This is a genomic window from Actinomadura sp. SCN-SB, from assembly GCF_043906805.1.
Classification (GTDB): domain Bacteria; phylum Actinomycetota; class Actinomycetes; order Streptosporangiales; family Streptosporangiaceae; genus Spirillospora.
In genome coordinates, this window is record NZ_JBIMPP010000062.1 from 31,312 (window position 1) to 46,183 (window position 14,872).

Genomic DNA, 14,872 nt, shown 5'->3' on the forward strand with positions numbered 1-14,872 from the left:
GGGGTCAGGAGGAGACCCACCGGCCGCCCACGTCCTTCAGTGCTCCGCCGGTGTACTGGGCGATCCGGGCCTCCTTGGTGCACAGGGCCCGCAGCGGCGGGAGCTGCTTGCCGTCACAGGTGACCTTGGGGCCCATGAACGCCTGCTCGCCGCTGACCTTTCCGAGCGCCTCCATGACGGCCTTGGGCGAGTCGGGCTGCTGGGCCTTCGCCATCACGCGCGACAGCGACACCACCGTGGCGAAGCCGCCCTGGACGAAGCCGGACAGCGGCACGGACTTGTCGTACTTGGCCATGGCGGCGCGGAACGTCTTGACGTCGGGGTGGTCGGCCTCCGCGATGAGCAGCGTGGTGGTGAAGTAGGCGCCTTCGGCCCCGGCGCCGCCGGCCTTGAGCACCTGCGGGTCGGCGCAGGAGCCGGGGAAGACGAACTTGGCGGTGCTGCCAAGGGCCTGCTTGGCCTTCATCACGTTGGCGCAGCCGCTGCCCTGCATGATGCCCATGACCACGTCGGTGCCGCCCTTGAGGGCCTGGCTGAGGGGGCCGGACAGGTCGGTCTCGTGGTTGCCGTACGCGACCAGGGAGATGTCGGTGACGCCCTTGGCCCGCATGACCTTCTCGACGTAGTTCTGGGCGGCCAGCCGGGCCTGCGGGTTCTCGTTGAACATCACCGCGACCTTCTTCGGCTTCAGCGTGTCGGCGGCGTACGCGGCGCCGGCCGACACCGAGCCCGGCGAGCCGGAGCCGAACGAGAAGGAGTTGGGCGAGGCGAACTCGACCCCGCCGATCGGCGCCGACGGCACGTAGGGGATCCCGGCCTTGGCCAGCGCGGGCACCGCGCCGTCGGCACCCAGGTCCAGCCCGCCGAGCACGGCCGCGGGCTTGGCGCGCAGCAGCTCGGCCGCGCAGTTCGCGGAGGACGGAGCCGACCCGTTGGGGGTGCACGGCACGATCTTGATCGGCCGTCCGCCGACGCCGCCCAGGCTGTCGTTGACGTAGGACGCGCCCGCGAGCACGGCCCGGCGGATGTCGGCGAAGGAGCCCAGCGGGCTGCTGTCGTTGTTGATGAGGCCGATGGTGATCGGCGCTCCGGTGGCCTTGTTGGTCGGCAGCGTCACCTGCGGCGCGTCGTCCCCCTCCGCACCGCTGCCGCTCTGCCCGCAGGCGGCCGTGACGGTGAGCGCGGCGGTCAGGATGACCACCGGCAGCCGGCGTCCCCGCCCGCTCGCTCCCGCGCCCCCGCGCCTCGCCCTGCCGTCCCGGGAGCCCGCCCGCTTGATCGGATACATGAGTCACTCCGTTAACTAAGTAATCCTGGCTAGGCCGAGTATGGGGTGTCGTGACCTGCGCCACAAGGGGTGACCCGGGATAACTCATCAAGCGGTGTCGATCCGGGTGCCCGCGGGGAGGGCATGCCGGAAGCCCGGCCGGGACCCCCGGCCGGGGCTCATGCGGAACGGATCAGGCGACGAGTTCCATCAGCCGCGCGTAGTGGTACCGGGGGGTGCCGCCCAGCAGCTCGCCGGTCTTGACACGGCGAAGGTAAAGGTGCAGGTCGTGCTCCCAGGTGAAGCCCATGCCGCCGTGCAGTTGCAGCGCGGTGCCGGCGACCCGCGAGCAGGACTCGCCCGCGATCGCGGCCGCCTCGGCGATCCGGAGCCGCCGGGCACCGGCGTCGCCCGCGTCCAGCGCGCGGGCGGCGGCGCGTACGCTGACGCGGGCGCGCTCGACGTCCACGGCCATGTCGGCGCAATGGTGCTTGACCGCCTGGAATCCGCCGATCACCCGTCCGAACTGCCGCCGTTCCTGGACGTACTGGAGCGTCATCGCCAGTAGCCGGTCGGCCGCGCCGAGCGCGTCGGCCGCATGGTGCAGGGCCAGCGCGTCACCAAGTCGCTCGACGGTTTCCGGTGCGACCGCCGTCCAGGACCCGGCCGGCACCTGGACCTCGGCCAGCGTCACGACGGCGAAGTCCCGGGTGATGTCGAGCGAGGTGCGCGCCGTACGGCCGATTCCGGACGCGTCTGCCGCGACGAGAGCGAGCACGGGCGCCCCATCTGGTCCGACCGCGGCGACGAGGAGATCGTCGGCGTTCAGGCCACCCGCGACGACCGCCACCCGTCCGTCCAGGACCAGCGCGCCGTCCGGGGCGGCGGACGCCCGCACGTGCGCCTCTCCCGGCTCGGACAGCACCGGCACCACCAGCTCGGATCCCTCCGCGACCCGATCGGCCATGTCACCGCCGATCCCCGTGTCGTCGAGCGCGCGGCACACCAGCCCGGCCTGGCCGATCGGCAGGGGAGACGCCGCGTACCCCAGCTCCTCCACGACCAGCGCGAGGTCGGCATGGGTGCCGCCCTCCGCGTCGCGCAGCAGACCCACCAGGCCAAGCCCGGCCGCCGCCCGGAAGTCCTCGGGACGCACCAGGGGCTCGCCGTCCCGGTCGGCGTGCGCCGCGGCCAGGTCGGTGCGCTCGGCCAGCCAGTCCCGCACCGTCCCGGCGAGCGCCTCCTGCTCGTCGCTGATCACGAGGTCCATCCGCGCACTTCCTTCCTCAGTTCCTGCTTGCGCACCTTGCCGGCCGGCGTACGCGGCAGCGCGTCCACCACGACCAGCCGTTCGGGGGTCTTCTGCCGGGCGGCCCCCAGCGCCGCGAAATGGTCGCGCACACCGTCGAGGTCGAGCTCGCGCCCGTCGCGCAGGACGGCGAACGCGCAGACCCGTTCCCCGTAGCGCTCGTCGGGCTCGGCCACGGCGACCGCCTCGGCGACGGCCGGATGCGCCGCCAGCAGGTCCTCGACCTCCTTGGAGGAGATCTTCTCCCCGCCGCGCACGATGATGTCCTTGAGCCGGTCGGTGATGGTCAGATGCCCGTCGCGGTCCATGTGTCCCACGTCGCCGGTGCGCAGCCAGCCGTCCGGGGTGAACGCCTCGGCGTTCAGGGCCGGGTCGCGGTATCCGGCGAAGACCTCGGGGCCGCGCGACCAGATCTCGCCATCCTTCCCCACCGGCACGTCCTTGCCCTCGGGGTCGACGATGCGCACCTGGGTGCCCGGCTTGAGCCGGCCGTCGGTGGTGGCGCGCTTGCCGCTGGGATCGTCCGCGCTGCCGGAGCTGATCGTGGGGTGCTCGCTGGAGCCGTAGGCCCGGTAGGCGGCGATCCCGGCGCGTTCGGCCCGCTCGACCAGCACGGGCGGAACACTGGCCGCGCCCACCAGATACTCCCGCAGGGCGCCGGCGCCGCGCCCGCTCCGCTCCGCGGCATCCAGCAGGGCCGCGAGGTGGAAGGGGACGCCCGCCGAGGCGGTCACCCCGTGCTCGTGAATCAGGTCCAGCGCCGTCTCCGGGTTCCACCGTTCCATGAAGACGGTCGCCACGCCGCCCACCAGGGCCCGCAGCAGCACGCACAGCCCGGCGACATGGCCGGGCGGGAACGCGTCGAGGTAGACGTAGCCGTCGTGACCCACCATGGTGGCCAGCTCCCCGAGGATGGAACGGTGGGTGTGCTGGACGCCCTTCGGGTCCGCGGTGGTGCCGGAGGTGTAGACGAGCACGCAGATCTCGTCCGGATCGGGTGGAGCCTGCGCGCCGAGCGGCGGGTGCGCCTCCAGGGCGTTCCAGCTCTCCTCGCCGACGGCGATGACCTGCCGCAACGTCAGCAGCTCGGCGCGCATGGCCCGCACCTCGTCCGCCCGCCCCCCGAAGGTGATCAGGGCCGCGGCCTCCGACTGGCGCAGCACGAACCCGAGTTCCCGCAGGCCGTAGACCGGGACGATCGGGAGCACGACCGCGCCTCGCAGCAGGACCGCGGCATGGGCGACGGCGCTCTCCACCCGTCCCGTCAACTGGAGGGCCACCACGTCACCGGGCCCGATGCCCAGACCGGCGAGCCCGGCCGCGACGCGGAGGGCCCGTTGGTGCAGCGCCCCGAGGCTCGTCGTCACCACGCCCTGCGCGCCGTGGAAGACCAGGGCCGTGGAGCCGTACCGGGCGGCCGCGGCGCGCAGCGCGCCCGCGAGGTCCGTACCCTCCATCCCACCTCCCACATAGTTTACGAAGTAGTCTATGTTCTCTACTCCACCCGCACCATCCCAAACGAGGTCAAGGAGCCCCCATGGCGGACGAGGTCCTGGTCGAGCACGCCGACGGCGTCACCGTCATCACCATCAACCGGCCGCAGGCCCGCAACGCCGTGAACCGGGCGGTCACCGACGGCGTCGCCGCTGCGCTGGAGGAGTTCGAGTCCCGCAAGGACCTGACCGTCGCCATCCTCACCGGCGCGGGCGGGACGTTCTGCTCGGGCATGGACCTCAAGGCGTTCGTGGCGGGCGAGAACGTCACTCATCCCGAGCGCGGGCTGGCCGGGATCACCCTGCGCCCGCCGCGCAAACCGGTCATCGCCGCCGTGGAGGGCTACGCGCTGGCCGGGGGCTGCGAGATAGCGCTGGCCTGCGACCTGATCGTGGCGGCCGAGGACGCCAAGTTCGGCATCCCCGAGGTCAAGCGCGGCCTGGTCGCCGGGGCCGGCGGGCTGATCCGGCTGCCCCGCCGCGTCCCGCACGGGGTGGCGATGCGGCTGGCGCTGACCGGCGAGTTCATCACCGCCGCCGAGGCCGAGCGGTACGGCCTGGTCGCCGAGGTCACCGCCCCCGGCAAGGTCCTGGAAGGCGCCCGCGCGCTGGCAGCGGCGATCGCCGCCAACGCCCCGCTCGCCGTCGCCGCCACCAAGCAGGTCCTGGACGCCCAGGCCGACTGGAACTCGGCCGAGGCGTTCGACCGGCAGAACGAGATCATCCGGCCGGTGTTCACCTCCGCCGACGCCCGCGAGGGCGCCACCGCCTTCGCCGAGAAGCGCCCGCCCGTCTGGCGCGGCGAGTAACCCCTGCGGGTTCGCGCGGCAACCGGCCGGAGCGACCGAAAGCGGCAATGCGATAGCGTTGGATAAATTAATTAAGTAATCTCTATCGCTCTTGCTGGGACTGCCGACCCGGGAGTTGACCCGATGCCGAAGCGTGAGCAAGGGCGGGGCTCTCACCAGCGAGCGCGCACGCGTCCCGTCCGGCGACGGATCGCGCTGCTGCTCGCGGTGCCGCTGATCTCACTAGTGGGGCTGTGGGCGTTCGCGGCGGGCACCACCCTCACCGCCGCGCTGCAACGGTTCGACTTCTCCACGACCTACGAACGGATCGGGCAGCCCGTGTCCACGGTCACCCGGGCGCTTCAGGAGGAGCGGGCCGCCGCCGTCGCCACCCGCAGCGCGCGGGATACCGCTGCCGCCGAACGGTTCCGGCAGCGGGCGGCGCGGACAGACGCCGCCGTGGCGGCGTTCCGGCGGTCCGTCTTCTCCTCGGAGGCGACGGACGCCGTCAATGCCCGGGTGGCGGGCCGCTTGCGGCTCATGGACCGGTCCTTCGACAGCCTGCCGGCGGTACGCGCCGAGGCCCGCGCTGGGATGATCACGCCGGTGCGGGTCATCGACGGCTACAGCCGCATCACCGACGTCTGCATCCAGCTGCTCGGCTCGCTGGTCAGCGTCGATGACATCACCGTGTACCAGAACACCAACGCCCTGATCAACGCCTTTTGGGCGCGTGACTTCGTGCTGCGCGAGGACGCTCTGGTGTCCTCGCTCCCCGCGTCCGGCAGGCTGACCGCCGACGACCGCACGGCGTTCGCCGCATGGGCCGGCAACCACGCCCAGTTCCTCGCCCTCGCCCGCGCCGGGGTGACAGGCGAGCTGGCCCGCTACCTCCAGCGGCTGGTCGACTCCGCGGAGTACGCGGCGTTCCGCTCGCGCGAGCAGGCCGTGCTGAGCACCGGCCGGGTCTCCCCGGCGGCCGAGTGGCGGACCGCCATCGCGCGGGTGTCCCCCGTGTGGCTGAGCGCCGCCCAGGACGCGGGGAAGGAGCTCAACCAGCGGCAGGTGGAGCCGGCCGGGCGGGAGATCATGGTCCGGTTCATCCTGGCCGGCGGGGTCGGCCTGCTGGCCGTGCTGGCCTCGGTGGTGCTGTCCCTGCACTTCACGCGCGGCATCTCCGCGGAGCTGCGGGCCCTGCAGGACGCGGCCCGGGAACTGGCGCACGAGCGGCTGCCGCGCGTGGTGGCTCGGCTGCGGCGGGGCGAGACGGTGGACGTCGAGGCCGAGGCGCCCGGCCCTGAGACCGGGCGGACCAGGGAGATCGCCGTGGTCGCCGACGCCTTCGCCGCCGTCCGGCGCACCGCCGTCGCGACCGCGGTGGGTGAGGCGGACCTGCGGGCGAACATCAACAAGGTCTTCGTCAACCTGTCGTGGCGCAGCCAGTCCCTGCTGCATCGGCAACTGAGCCTGCTGGACGAGATGGAGCGCCGCGCCGCCGGCCCGGAGGAACTGGAAGCGCTGTTCCGGCTGGACCACCTCACCACCCGGATGCGCCGGCACGCCGAAGGCCTGGTGATCCTTTCCGGGGAGCCGCCGATGCGGGCCTGGGATCACCCGGTGGCCGCCGAGGACGTGGTGCGCGCCGCCATCTCCGAGGTCGAGGACTACACCCGGATCGAGGTGACCGGTTCGGCGGCTGTCTCGGTCATCGGCGCGGTGGTCGCCGACGTCATCCACCTGCTGGCCGAGCTCATCGAGAACGCCGCGGCCTTCTCCCCGCCGTCGACCACGGTCACCGTGCGGTCGGAGACCGTCGCCAATGGGCTGGCGATCGAGGTGGTGGACCGCGGCCTCGGGCTGCACCCGCTGGAGCTGGCCGCGCTGAACCGGCGGCTGGCCGGGCCCGGCGAGTTCGATCTGGCCGACACCGATCGGCTCGGCCTGTTCGTGGTCGCGCGACTCGCGGCCCGGCACGGTATCCAGGTCTCCCTGCAGAGGTCCGCCTATGGAGGCCTGACGGCCGTCGTGCTGCTCCCGCACGCCCTGGTCACCGCCGACGCCGGGGCCTCCCCGCCGCGTTCCGCCCTGCCACCCGCCACCCTGCCACCCGCCCGCTCCCCCGTTCATGACCCGGCCCCCGCCTCAGCGCCTGCTCCGGCCTCTGCGCCGATATACGGCGGCGATCCGGCGCCGGCCCACGAGACCGGCGATCCGTTCGCGCCGGACTCCAGCGAGTCGACCGGCCGGCTTCCGCGGCGCGTCCGGCAGCGGCACCTGGCCCCGCAACTGCGCCGACCACCCGATGGACGGCACCGGGGCCATCCCCCGAACGGCCACGGACCGGGCGAGCACTCCGAAGAGGACGCCGACCTCGACGACCTCAGCCCAGAGTCGAGCCGCGACCTGATGTCGTCCTTGCAGTCGGGCTGGCTGCGCGGCCGGCAGGGCGACGAACCGGCCGATCCCGATCCCTACGACGAACGAGGTGGACCATGACGCGGTCCCAGGTGTCAGGCGAGCTCGACTGGCTGCTCGATGACCTGGTGAAACGGGTGGAGGAGATCCACCAGGCCGTGCTGCTGTCCCGCGACGGCCTGGTCATGGCCGCCTCGGGCGCCGTCACCCGCGCGGACGCCGAGTTCCTTGCCGCGCTGTCATCGGGCTTCCACAGCCTGGCGAGCGGTGCCCGCGAGCACTTCGGCTCGAAAACCGTGCGGCAGACCGTCGTGGAACTGGACGGCCTGCTGTTCTTCGTGCTTCCCGCCGGTAACGGCAGTTGCCTGGCCGTGCTCAGTGCCGCGGACGGCAACGCGGGCCTGGTCGCCTACGAGACCGCCATGCTCATCAAACGGGTACGACGGCAGCTCGCCGCCGCGCCGCGCGGCAGTGACCCCGGCCCCGCCCCATCCCCCGGGTGAGATCCCCATGGACGCGCCCAAAGAGCGCCGGATCGGCCGGGACGCCGGACCGGTCGTCCGTCCCTACGCGATTACCGGCGGCCGGACCAGGACACGCGGCGCCCCCCTCGACCTGGTCGCCATCTTCGTCGCCACCGGCCGTACCCCGGACTACCGGGTGTGGCTGTCACGCGAGCAACGGTCGCTGCTGGAGCTGTGCCGGCGGCCGTCCACGCCCGCGGACCTCGCCTCGGAGACCGGCCTTCCGCTGGGCGTCGTCCAGGTCCTGCTGGACGACCTCCGCCGGCACGGCCTGATCGAGGAGCTGCCGCAAAGCACACCGGACGACCGCCCTGATCCCCGCATCCTGATGAGAGTGCTCGATGAACTCCGCCGCCTCTGACCGCCCTTCGGGTGAAGCCCTGGGGGTCTGGGGGCCCGCCCCCAGAGACGATTCCGCACCTCCGTCCGCCGGCGAACCGGCAGGCGACGTCCCGCTGCACACCCTGAAGATCCTTGTCGCCGGGGGTTTCGGCGTCGGCAAGACCACCCTGGTAGGCACGGTGAGCGAGGTCCGCCCGCTGCGCACCGAGGAGGTCCTGACCGACGCCGGCGCCGACGTGGACGACCTGCGCGGCGTCGAGCGCAAGACGACCACGACGGTCGCCATGGACTTCGGCCGCCTGACCTTCTCCGGTGGCATCCGGCTCTACCTCTTCGGGACGCCCGGCCAGGAACGCTTCTGGTTCATGTGGGACCGGATCGCCTACGGGGCCGTAGGCGCCGTCGTCCTCGTGGACACCCGGCGGCTTGCGACCGGCTTCTCCTCCATCGACTTCTTCGAGCAGCGCCGGATCCCGTTCGTCGTCGCCGCGAACCGCTTCGATGGCGCCCGCCACTACACCGTCGAGGAGATCCGCGACGCGGTGGACGTCGACCCGCACGTCCCCGTCCTGCTGTGCGACGTGCGCCGCCCGGAGGACGCGAAGGGCGTCCTCATCACCCTGGTCGAGCACGCCGTCCAGGCATCCGAAGATCAGCCCTTGCGGCGCGCGTCACCCTGAGCGGCCCACACCGGGATCGGCTGCCCGGCGTCCGGCAGCCCGATCACCGCCACGGCGGCCAAACGCGTTTTCGCATTTCAGGGCCGCCTTCTTGGGAGGAGAGTGACAAACTCGGCCGAGGTTGTGCGCATAAAGGTGACTTCTTGGCGAGTGCTCCCCCGGTCATTCTTTCTGGGGAACGGAGGTCACCGTGAGCGAGCAAGCGGAACTGGCGGTCATCTCTCCGGCGATGCTCCCGCCCCTGCGGTCCGAAGAAAGGATGCGTCCCTATCTGCGGTCCGTGGGAGAGGAGATGACCAGGGAGATCGAGAGACTTCTCCCCGAGTATTTCCGGACCTCCTCCGGCCGGCATGAGCGGGCGCGCCGGGACGCTCACGAAACGGTCCGGCATTTCGTCGACTCCGTCCTGTCCCCGGCGACGGACTGGCGGCCTCTAAGGGAGATCTATGCCAGGGTCGGAGCACACGAGGCCCGAGCGGGTCGGAGCCTGGACGGGCTTCATGCCGCGATCCAGTCCTGCGGGCAGGTGGCCAGCCGCCGGTTCATCCGGGACACCCGACGGCACGGTTGGTCGCTGCGCGTTCTGGAGCACCTGAACGATTCCCTGTTCCTGTTCCTGGAGGAGATCGCGAGTGCCGCCGCGCGAGGGCATGCCTCAGTGCGGGAGAACGCCGTCAGCAACGAAGAGCAGTGCCGCCGCCGGCTGCGCGATCTACTCGTCGCCGACCCTCCCTGCGCACAAGAGGTCGTCACACGGCTGATCGCGCCGGCCGGCTGGTGCGAGCCGCGCACCATCGCGGCGGTCGCCCTGCCGCCCCAACCTGAGGGGGCCAAGCCGTTCTTGCCGCCGACCGTGCTCGCGGACCTGACAGCCGACCAGCCGTACCTGGTGGTGCCGGACCCCGACGGCCCGCGGAACAGGTCGGATCTCCTGAAACTCCTCAATGGACACGTGGCGGCCATCGGCCCCACGGTCGGCCTCACCGAGGGCGCCATGTCCCTACGCTGGGCGCGGTACCTGCTGGAGCTGATGAACGAAAATCTCGTCGATGCCACGGGGCCGGCGCGGTGCGCCGATCACATTCCGCTGATCGTCGCCCATCAGGGCGGCGACCTGCTGCGGCTGGTGGTGGACGGCCACCTCCGCCCCCTGATGTCGATCCCGCCGGCCCGGAGATCGGTCCTGGCCCGCACACTGCTGGAATACATCAAATGCTCCGGCAACGCGGTGGCCACGGCCGAGCGCCTCGATATCCACGAGCAGACGGTGCGCTACCGCATTCGCAGGCTCGAAACGATTCTCGGAGAAGTGCTGCCTCAACCGGACCGGCACGCCGAGACCCTGCTGGCGCTTCTCCTAGCGGTGGAGGGCGGTTACAGGCTGGAGCCGTTTCTGGCCAGCCACACCCGCAGGGCCACCAGATAGTCGAGCCGAAGCCGCGGGTCGTGGATATCGGACCCGAAGATCTCTTCCAATTTGCGAATCCGATAGCGCACCGTCTGCGGGTGGATGTGCAGCCGGGCCGAGACCTCCGTGGCGTTGAAGTGGCACTCCAGGCAGGCGAAGAGCGTCTCGCCCAGCGCGCGCCGCGACACCAGCCGGACCTTCTCCAGGGGTGCCAGGCGGGTGGCCATGGCGTGGTCCGCCAGCGCGCCATCCTGCATGATCATGATGACCGAGAGGTGGTCGTCCACGAAGATCGGACTGTCACCGGGGATCAATGACCGGTGGGCGAGGTCGAGGGCCTGCCGGGCCCAGCGCAGCGAATCCGCGACCTCGGTCACAGCGACCGCCGGGCCGACGGCAGCCCTCAGGCCGCGCAGCGCCGCGCGCACTGCCGCGCGGCGGCCCGGCCCCCCGGGGTCGGAGACGATCAGGCAGGGCACATCGAGATGCAGGCCGTTCAGCACATCGGGCGGAAACCCGGTGGGTGCCGCCTCGGTATCTCCCCGGAGGTGGACGGCGATCGCCGCCAGCGTCTTCGGCAGCGGCCAGCCCGCCCGGTCGGCCGCTTCCTGGATCGCCTGCGGATGCGGGGTCTTGGCGACGAGCAGCTCCGTCAGGTGGCGCAGGCGGCGCTGCCGCTCACTGCCTGCCCGGGCCTCGTGCAGGGCGTACCCCTCGGCCACCGCCTCGGTGAGCCGGTCATGGTAGGAGAAGAGTGCCTGCGTGAGCTGGGCCATGCCGCTCGGCGCCGCGATGATGCCCATCTTCTCGCACTCATCGGTCAACTTGTTGACCGCAACACCGGCGCCTATGCGCAGTGCCGTCTGGAACGGCTCCAGGGTGCGTCCCTCTCTGGCCTCGCCGACTCCCACCTCGACCATGAAGTTCAGGAGTTCGGTGGACGGCGTCCGGTTGTCGATCATGAGGTCCATGAAGTGGCCGATGATCCATTCGACGGTCTGGCCCAGCAGCTCGGCGTACCGGGGCTCGTCGGGGCGGACGAATTCGGGCAACTGCCGCTCGATCTCACGTACGGATTCCTGCGCGACCTCGGGGACGAAACGGCGCAGCCGGGTCGCGGCGACCAGCATCTCGCCGCCGAACTCCTCGATCTCGATGCGTTCGCTGGACGAGGAAGCCACGGTCACGTGAGTCCTTTCCGCCACAACCTCCACGTGCGCGCAATGGTAATCCAGGTCACATCTCATCGGCAGCCGCGAGCCCGGCCGCGGGCGATCTCCGGACGACCGAAACGCGGGTCGCGCCGGTGGACCCACCGGCGCGACCCGCGCGTGCTCGGTCTCAGACTCTGCGTGCTCCGATGGAGGCCATGAGGTCGGGCCAGATCGCGGTGCCGACGCGGATCCAGGCGGGCCAGTTGTGGCGGCCGTCGCCGTAGAGATCGGCCGTGTAGGGGACGCCCAGCTGGTCGAGCCGGTCACGGAAGGCGACGTTCGTCCTGCCGACCACCTCCTCACCGATCAGGCCGATGTCCCAGGAGTCCGACGGGGGATCACCTGGGCCAGGCTGACCGGTGGTGCCCGATGAGAAGAAGACCTTCGTTCCACGCAGGGCCGCGGCGAGCTCGAGGGGATCGCGCTTCCTCCAGTTGGCGTCGTGCAGCACGGGAATCCCGTACATGCCCATCGGGTCCTGGCCGTTGATGGAGTTGGTGAGCACGATCAGCGACGGCATGCCCGGCATGCGGAGGGACAGCACCCCGCTGAGCGAGGCCACGTGGGTGAACATGCCGGGGAACAGCGCGGCGTAGGTGACGGCTCCCTGCCCGCCGGCGGAGTTGCCGATCGCCGCGCGCGTGGTGCTCGCGTGATAGTTGCGCTCGACGAGCTGCATGACCTCCTGGGTGTGGAAGGTCTGCCACTTGGGTCTGCCGCCCAGGCCGTAGTTGTACCAGTCGGTGAAGCCGCCGTTGGAGGCCTCGGGCATCACGACGATGGCGTCGTACTCCGCGGCCCACGCCTCGATGTCGGTGTTCCGGGTCCACGAGGTGTAGTCGTCCCGCCCGCCGTGGTAGGCGTACAGCACGGGCCAGGTCCGGGTGGTGCCGCTCTGCCAGTCCACCGGCAGCAGGATCCGGACCTTGACCGATCTGCCCAGCGCTGGGGACTGGACGGTGATGTCCATCTGGGTGGCGCTCTGCCACGTCTCGGCGGTGATCCTCGCACCTGAATCGGAGGGCATGAACGCGGCTCTCGTTCCGGCCGCGACGGGCATGGCCGTCCCGCCGCCGACCAGTGCGACCAGGAGCAGGACGCGGCCCACGAGCGAGTTGAAGGGAACCCAGAGGGAACGACGACTTGATCGTTGCATCATCTACTCCGCAAGGTGCGCGGACGGGTGGCGCGCGACTGGAAGCGAGTGTGCTCGTGTACCGGATGTGGCGATATGTGGCCGGGTGAGCAGTGGCGGCTCAGCTCGCCGTGCATGACCAGCGAGTAGCCCGCCTGCCTACGCCGCCCCGATGAGGGCGTTGCCGACGTCCTCCTGCCCGGGCGCACGGCCCGTGCCGCCGGGCTGATGAAGCCGTGACCACGTGTGGAGCAGGAACATCACTTCCAGCCGGTGCTCCGGGTCGCAGGGCAGCGGACCGAGGAGCTGCTCCAGCCTCCTGATCCGGTAGCGGACCGTCTGCTCGTGGACGACGAGTCGTTCCGCGGCCGCGACGGCGTTGTCCCGGTTCTCCATGTAGACCAGCAGGGTCCGCACCAGTGGGTCCCGGCGCTGCGGAGGCAGGTCGAGCAGCGGCGCCAGCCGTTCGCGCATCGCCACCCCGAGCAGTTCCTCGCTCATCACGCCGGCCAGGATGGGGACGTGGTCGAGGCAGCGCACCGTCCCCTTGGCCGGGAGGACGCCACGCTCGACGAGTGCGAGGGTGCGCCGTGCCCAGCGAAGAGACATCCCGGCCTCGGTGATCCCCGCGGTCGGGCCGACGGCCGCGCTCGAGTCCCCTACGAGCGAGTCGACGAGGTGGTCGCGGCCGGGCCCGTCGGGATCGGGGACGATCAGATAGGGCTCGGCGCAATGCCAGTGCGCCAGCACCTCGGGCGGCAGGATCGGCACCGGCTGGTCGTCCGGGCGGCGGACCGCCACGGCCGCCAGCGAGCGCGGCACGTCCCATCCGGCCGTGCGCGCCAGGTCGGTGATCGCATCCCGGCTGGCATGCGGTTCCATGATCAGCAGGTCCCGGAGCCGGGACCGGGCGCGCTCCCGTTCGGTGGCCATGACCTGCCGGGCGGCGGCGTGCCCGCGGCCCGCCGCCGCGGCGATCCGCTCCAGGAACACGAACAGTGACTCGGTGATATGGCCGAGGGTGTCCAGGTTCCAGGCCAGCCGCCGGGCGTCCTGGATGAACCGGCGGCAGGCGACCTGACCGCAGACCCGGATCGAGGTCTGCAAGCCCTCCAATCCGCGCCCTTTACGCGCCTCGTAGGCACCGATCTCGGCGAAGATCTCGGCCACCTCGTCCCATGACGTCTCGGGCCGGCCGATGGCTTCGATGAAGGCGCCCACGGTCTGTTCCACCACCCACCGCATCCGCTGCCCGTACCGGCTCTCCTCGGGCCGGGCGTACTCGGGCACCAGGGCCTGGATCTCGCGGACCATCTCCGCCGCCGCGCTCTCCAGATGGGGCCGCAGGGCCAGGGCGATGTCGGGAGACATCCGGGTCAGCGGAGCGCTCCCGCCTGGTCCGGGAATGCGCGCAACCACACGTTCCTCCTGAAGCTCGTCCCCGATGACTACGGCTGCCCCACAGGCTCGGCCGCAGAAGGGCGCCTTTCTAGCCGGAGGAAGATAAATCGGATGAACGGCTCATCAGTTTCCGCGCAATGTGTGCGTCCGGCCGACGATCACCCCTCTTCGTCGGGCAGCCGGCGGGCCGGCACCCGGTAGGTGTTGGAGCGCGGCCCGCGCTTGATCAGCGGGGCCGGCGGCTGATCGGCCGACGCGGCGGCGAACATGGCCGGCCCGGCCGCCAGATAGACCCCGGTGCGCAGGGCGCTCCGCTCTCGCACGTGGCACTCCGACCGCCAGGGTTCGGCGGGATCGGGACGACGCGGTGCGTCGGCATTGTTCCGTACGTCGCCAAGTAAGGCTGGGCGCAGGCGGCGGCGATCACTGCGGCCGCCGCCAGACCTCGTCCCGTCGGCGCCCGCGCAGAGCCAGCGCCACCATTGCGCTCAGCGTGGTAAGCCCGATGATGTTCCCGCTCAAGTAAATGGGCTGTGCACGGGGGCATCCGAGGGCGGCAGCGTCCGTAGCCGGGCCGTCCGGGTTCTCCGCCACACGGCATCGGCGACCAGGTCGGCCGCGGTGAGGAGAAGGATGGATCGACGTCGCATGGGGTCCCTTCGCAGGCGGAGCGGTGCGGAAACCCGATTCGGGATCCGAGGTGCCTGCGATGGTCGGCCGCTCTTCCCATACCAGACATAAGGTCATCGGCAAGTTCACGAACCGCGGGGCTCACTCGTCCGTGTATGCGGCGGCGATCGACCTCGCTCGCGGGAAGGCGACATCCCCCGCTGACAAAGAAGCGGGAGCGGATTAAGCGACTTCCGCAAAGCGCGGCACATCAGACTTTCCCACAC

13 protein-coding genes are annotated in these 14,872 nt (G+C 71.2%); 6 read left to right on the plus strand and 7 right to left on the minus strand.

Annotated features, from left to right (window positions below):
- Positions 1-4: 4 nt before the first annotated feature.
- The 3 genes from ACGWYJ_RS30645 to ACGWYJ_RS30655 all read right to left on the minus strand — a co-directional run bounded on the left by ACGWYJ_RS30645 (position 5) and on the right by ACGWYJ_RS30655 (position 4,033).
- On the minus strand, positions 5-1,288 hold the full coding sequence (locus ACGWYJ_RS30645) for an ABC transporter substrate-binding protein (RefSeq protein ID WP_395109922.1): 1,284 nt from the start codon (positions 1,286-1,288) through the stop codon (positions 5-7).
- A 172-nt stretch (positions 1,289-1,460) separates the two neighbouring features.
- Complete coding sequence (locus tag ACGWYJ_RS30650; RefSeq protein ID WP_395109923.1) at positions 1,461-2,537, minus strand: acyl-CoA dehydrogenase family protein; 1,077 nt, start codon at positions 2,535-2,537, stop codon at positions 1,461-1,463.
- Positions 2,525-4,033 carry an AMP-binding protein gene (locus tag ACGWYJ_RS30655; RefSeq protein WP_395109924.1) on the minus strand — a complete coding sequence of 503 codons (1,509 nt, stop codon included), beginning with the start codon at positions 4,031-4,033 and terminating at the stop codon, positions 2,525-2,527. The genes ACGWYJ_RS30650 and ACGWYJ_RS30655 overlap by 13 nt, the downstream gene beginning before the upstream one ends.
- Before the next feature lie 80 nt (positions 4,034-4,113).
- Here ACGWYJ_RS30655 and ACGWYJ_RS30660 point away from each other — a divergent pair, with 80 nt between their 5' ends.
- The 6 genes from ACGWYJ_RS30660 (at position 4,114) to ACGWYJ_RS30685 (ending at position 10,244) form a co-directional block, all read left to right on the plus strand.
- Positions 4,114-4,878 (plus strand): crotonase/enoyl-CoA hydratase family protein, encoded by a 765-nt coding sequence (locus ACGWYJ_RS30660; RefSeq protein WP_395109925.1) that lies wholly within the window; start codon positions 4,114-4,116, stop codon positions 4,876-4,878.
- A 123-nt stretch (positions 4,879-5,001) separates the two neighbouring features.
- The gene (locus ACGWYJ_RS30665; RefSeq protein WP_395109926.1) at positions 5,002-7,353 is read left to right on the plus strand and encodes a nitrate- and nitrite sensing domain-containing protein; all 2,352 of its coding nucleotides are present in this window, start codon (positions 5,002-5,004) and stop codon (positions 7,351-7,353) included.
- A complete protein-coding gene (locus tag ACGWYJ_RS30670; protein ID WP_395109927.1) occupies positions 7,350-7,775 on the plus strand; it encodes a roadblock/LC7 domain-containing protein in 426 nt (141 codons plus the stop codon). Before ACGWYJ_RS30665 ends, ACGWYJ_RS30670 begins: the two co-directional genes overlap by 4 nt.
- 7 nt (positions 7,776-7,782) lie before the next feature.
- Positions 7,783-8,157, plus strand: coding sequence for a DUF742 domain-containing protein (locus ACGWYJ_RS30675; RefSeq protein WP_395109928.1), 375 nt, complete (start codon positions 7,783-7,785; stop codon positions 8,155-8,157).
- On the plus strand, positions 8,138-8,818 hold the full coding sequence (locus ACGWYJ_RS30680; protein WP_395109929.1) for an ATP/GTP-binding protein: 681 nt from the start codon (positions 8,138-8,140) through the stop codon (positions 8,816-8,818). The genes ACGWYJ_RS30675 and ACGWYJ_RS30680 overlap by 20 nt, the downstream gene beginning before the upstream one ends.
- Positions 8,819-9,110: 292 nt before the next feature.
- The gene (locus ACGWYJ_RS30685; RefSeq protein WP_395109930.1) at positions 9,111-10,244 is read left to right on the plus strand and encodes a helix-turn-helix domain-containing protein; all 1,134 of its coding nucleotides are present in this window, start codon (positions 9,111-9,113) and stop codon (positions 10,242-10,244) included.
- On the opposite strand, the gene ACGWYJ_RS30690 is transcribed toward ACGWYJ_RS30685, so the two are convergent.
- The 4 genes from ACGWYJ_RS30690 to ACGWYJ_RS30705 form a co-directional block, all read right to left on the minus strand.
- Positions 10,193-11,440, minus strand: a complete 1,248-nt coding sequence (locus ACGWYJ_RS30690; protein ID WP_395109931.1) for a PucR family transcriptional regulator — start codon at positions 11,438-11,440, stop codon at positions 10,193-10,195. The two genes, ACGWYJ_RS30685 and ACGWYJ_RS30690, sit on opposite strands and share 52 nt — an antisense overlap.
- Positions 11,441-11,567: 127 nt before the next feature.
- Positions 11,568-12,548 carry an alpha/beta hydrolase gene (locus tag ACGWYJ_RS30695; RefSeq protein WP_395109932.1) on the minus strand — a complete coding sequence of 327 codons (981 nt, stop codon included), beginning with the start codon at positions 12,546-12,548 and terminating at the stop codon, positions 11,568-11,570.
- 186 nt (positions 12,549-12,734) lie between these two features.
- Entirely contained in the window at positions 12,735-13,946 is a 1,212-nt protein-coding gene (locus ACGWYJ_RS30700; RefSeq protein WP_395109933.1) for a PucR family transcriptional regulator, read from the minus strand.
- A gap of 188 nt (positions 13,947-14,134) precedes the next feature.
- On the minus strand, positions 14,135-14,299 hold the full coding sequence (locus ACGWYJ_RS30705; protein WP_395109934.1) for a hypothetical protein: 165 nt from the start codon (positions 14,297-14,299) through the stop codon (positions 14,135-14,137).
- Positions 14,300-14,872 lie beyond the last annotated feature (573 nt).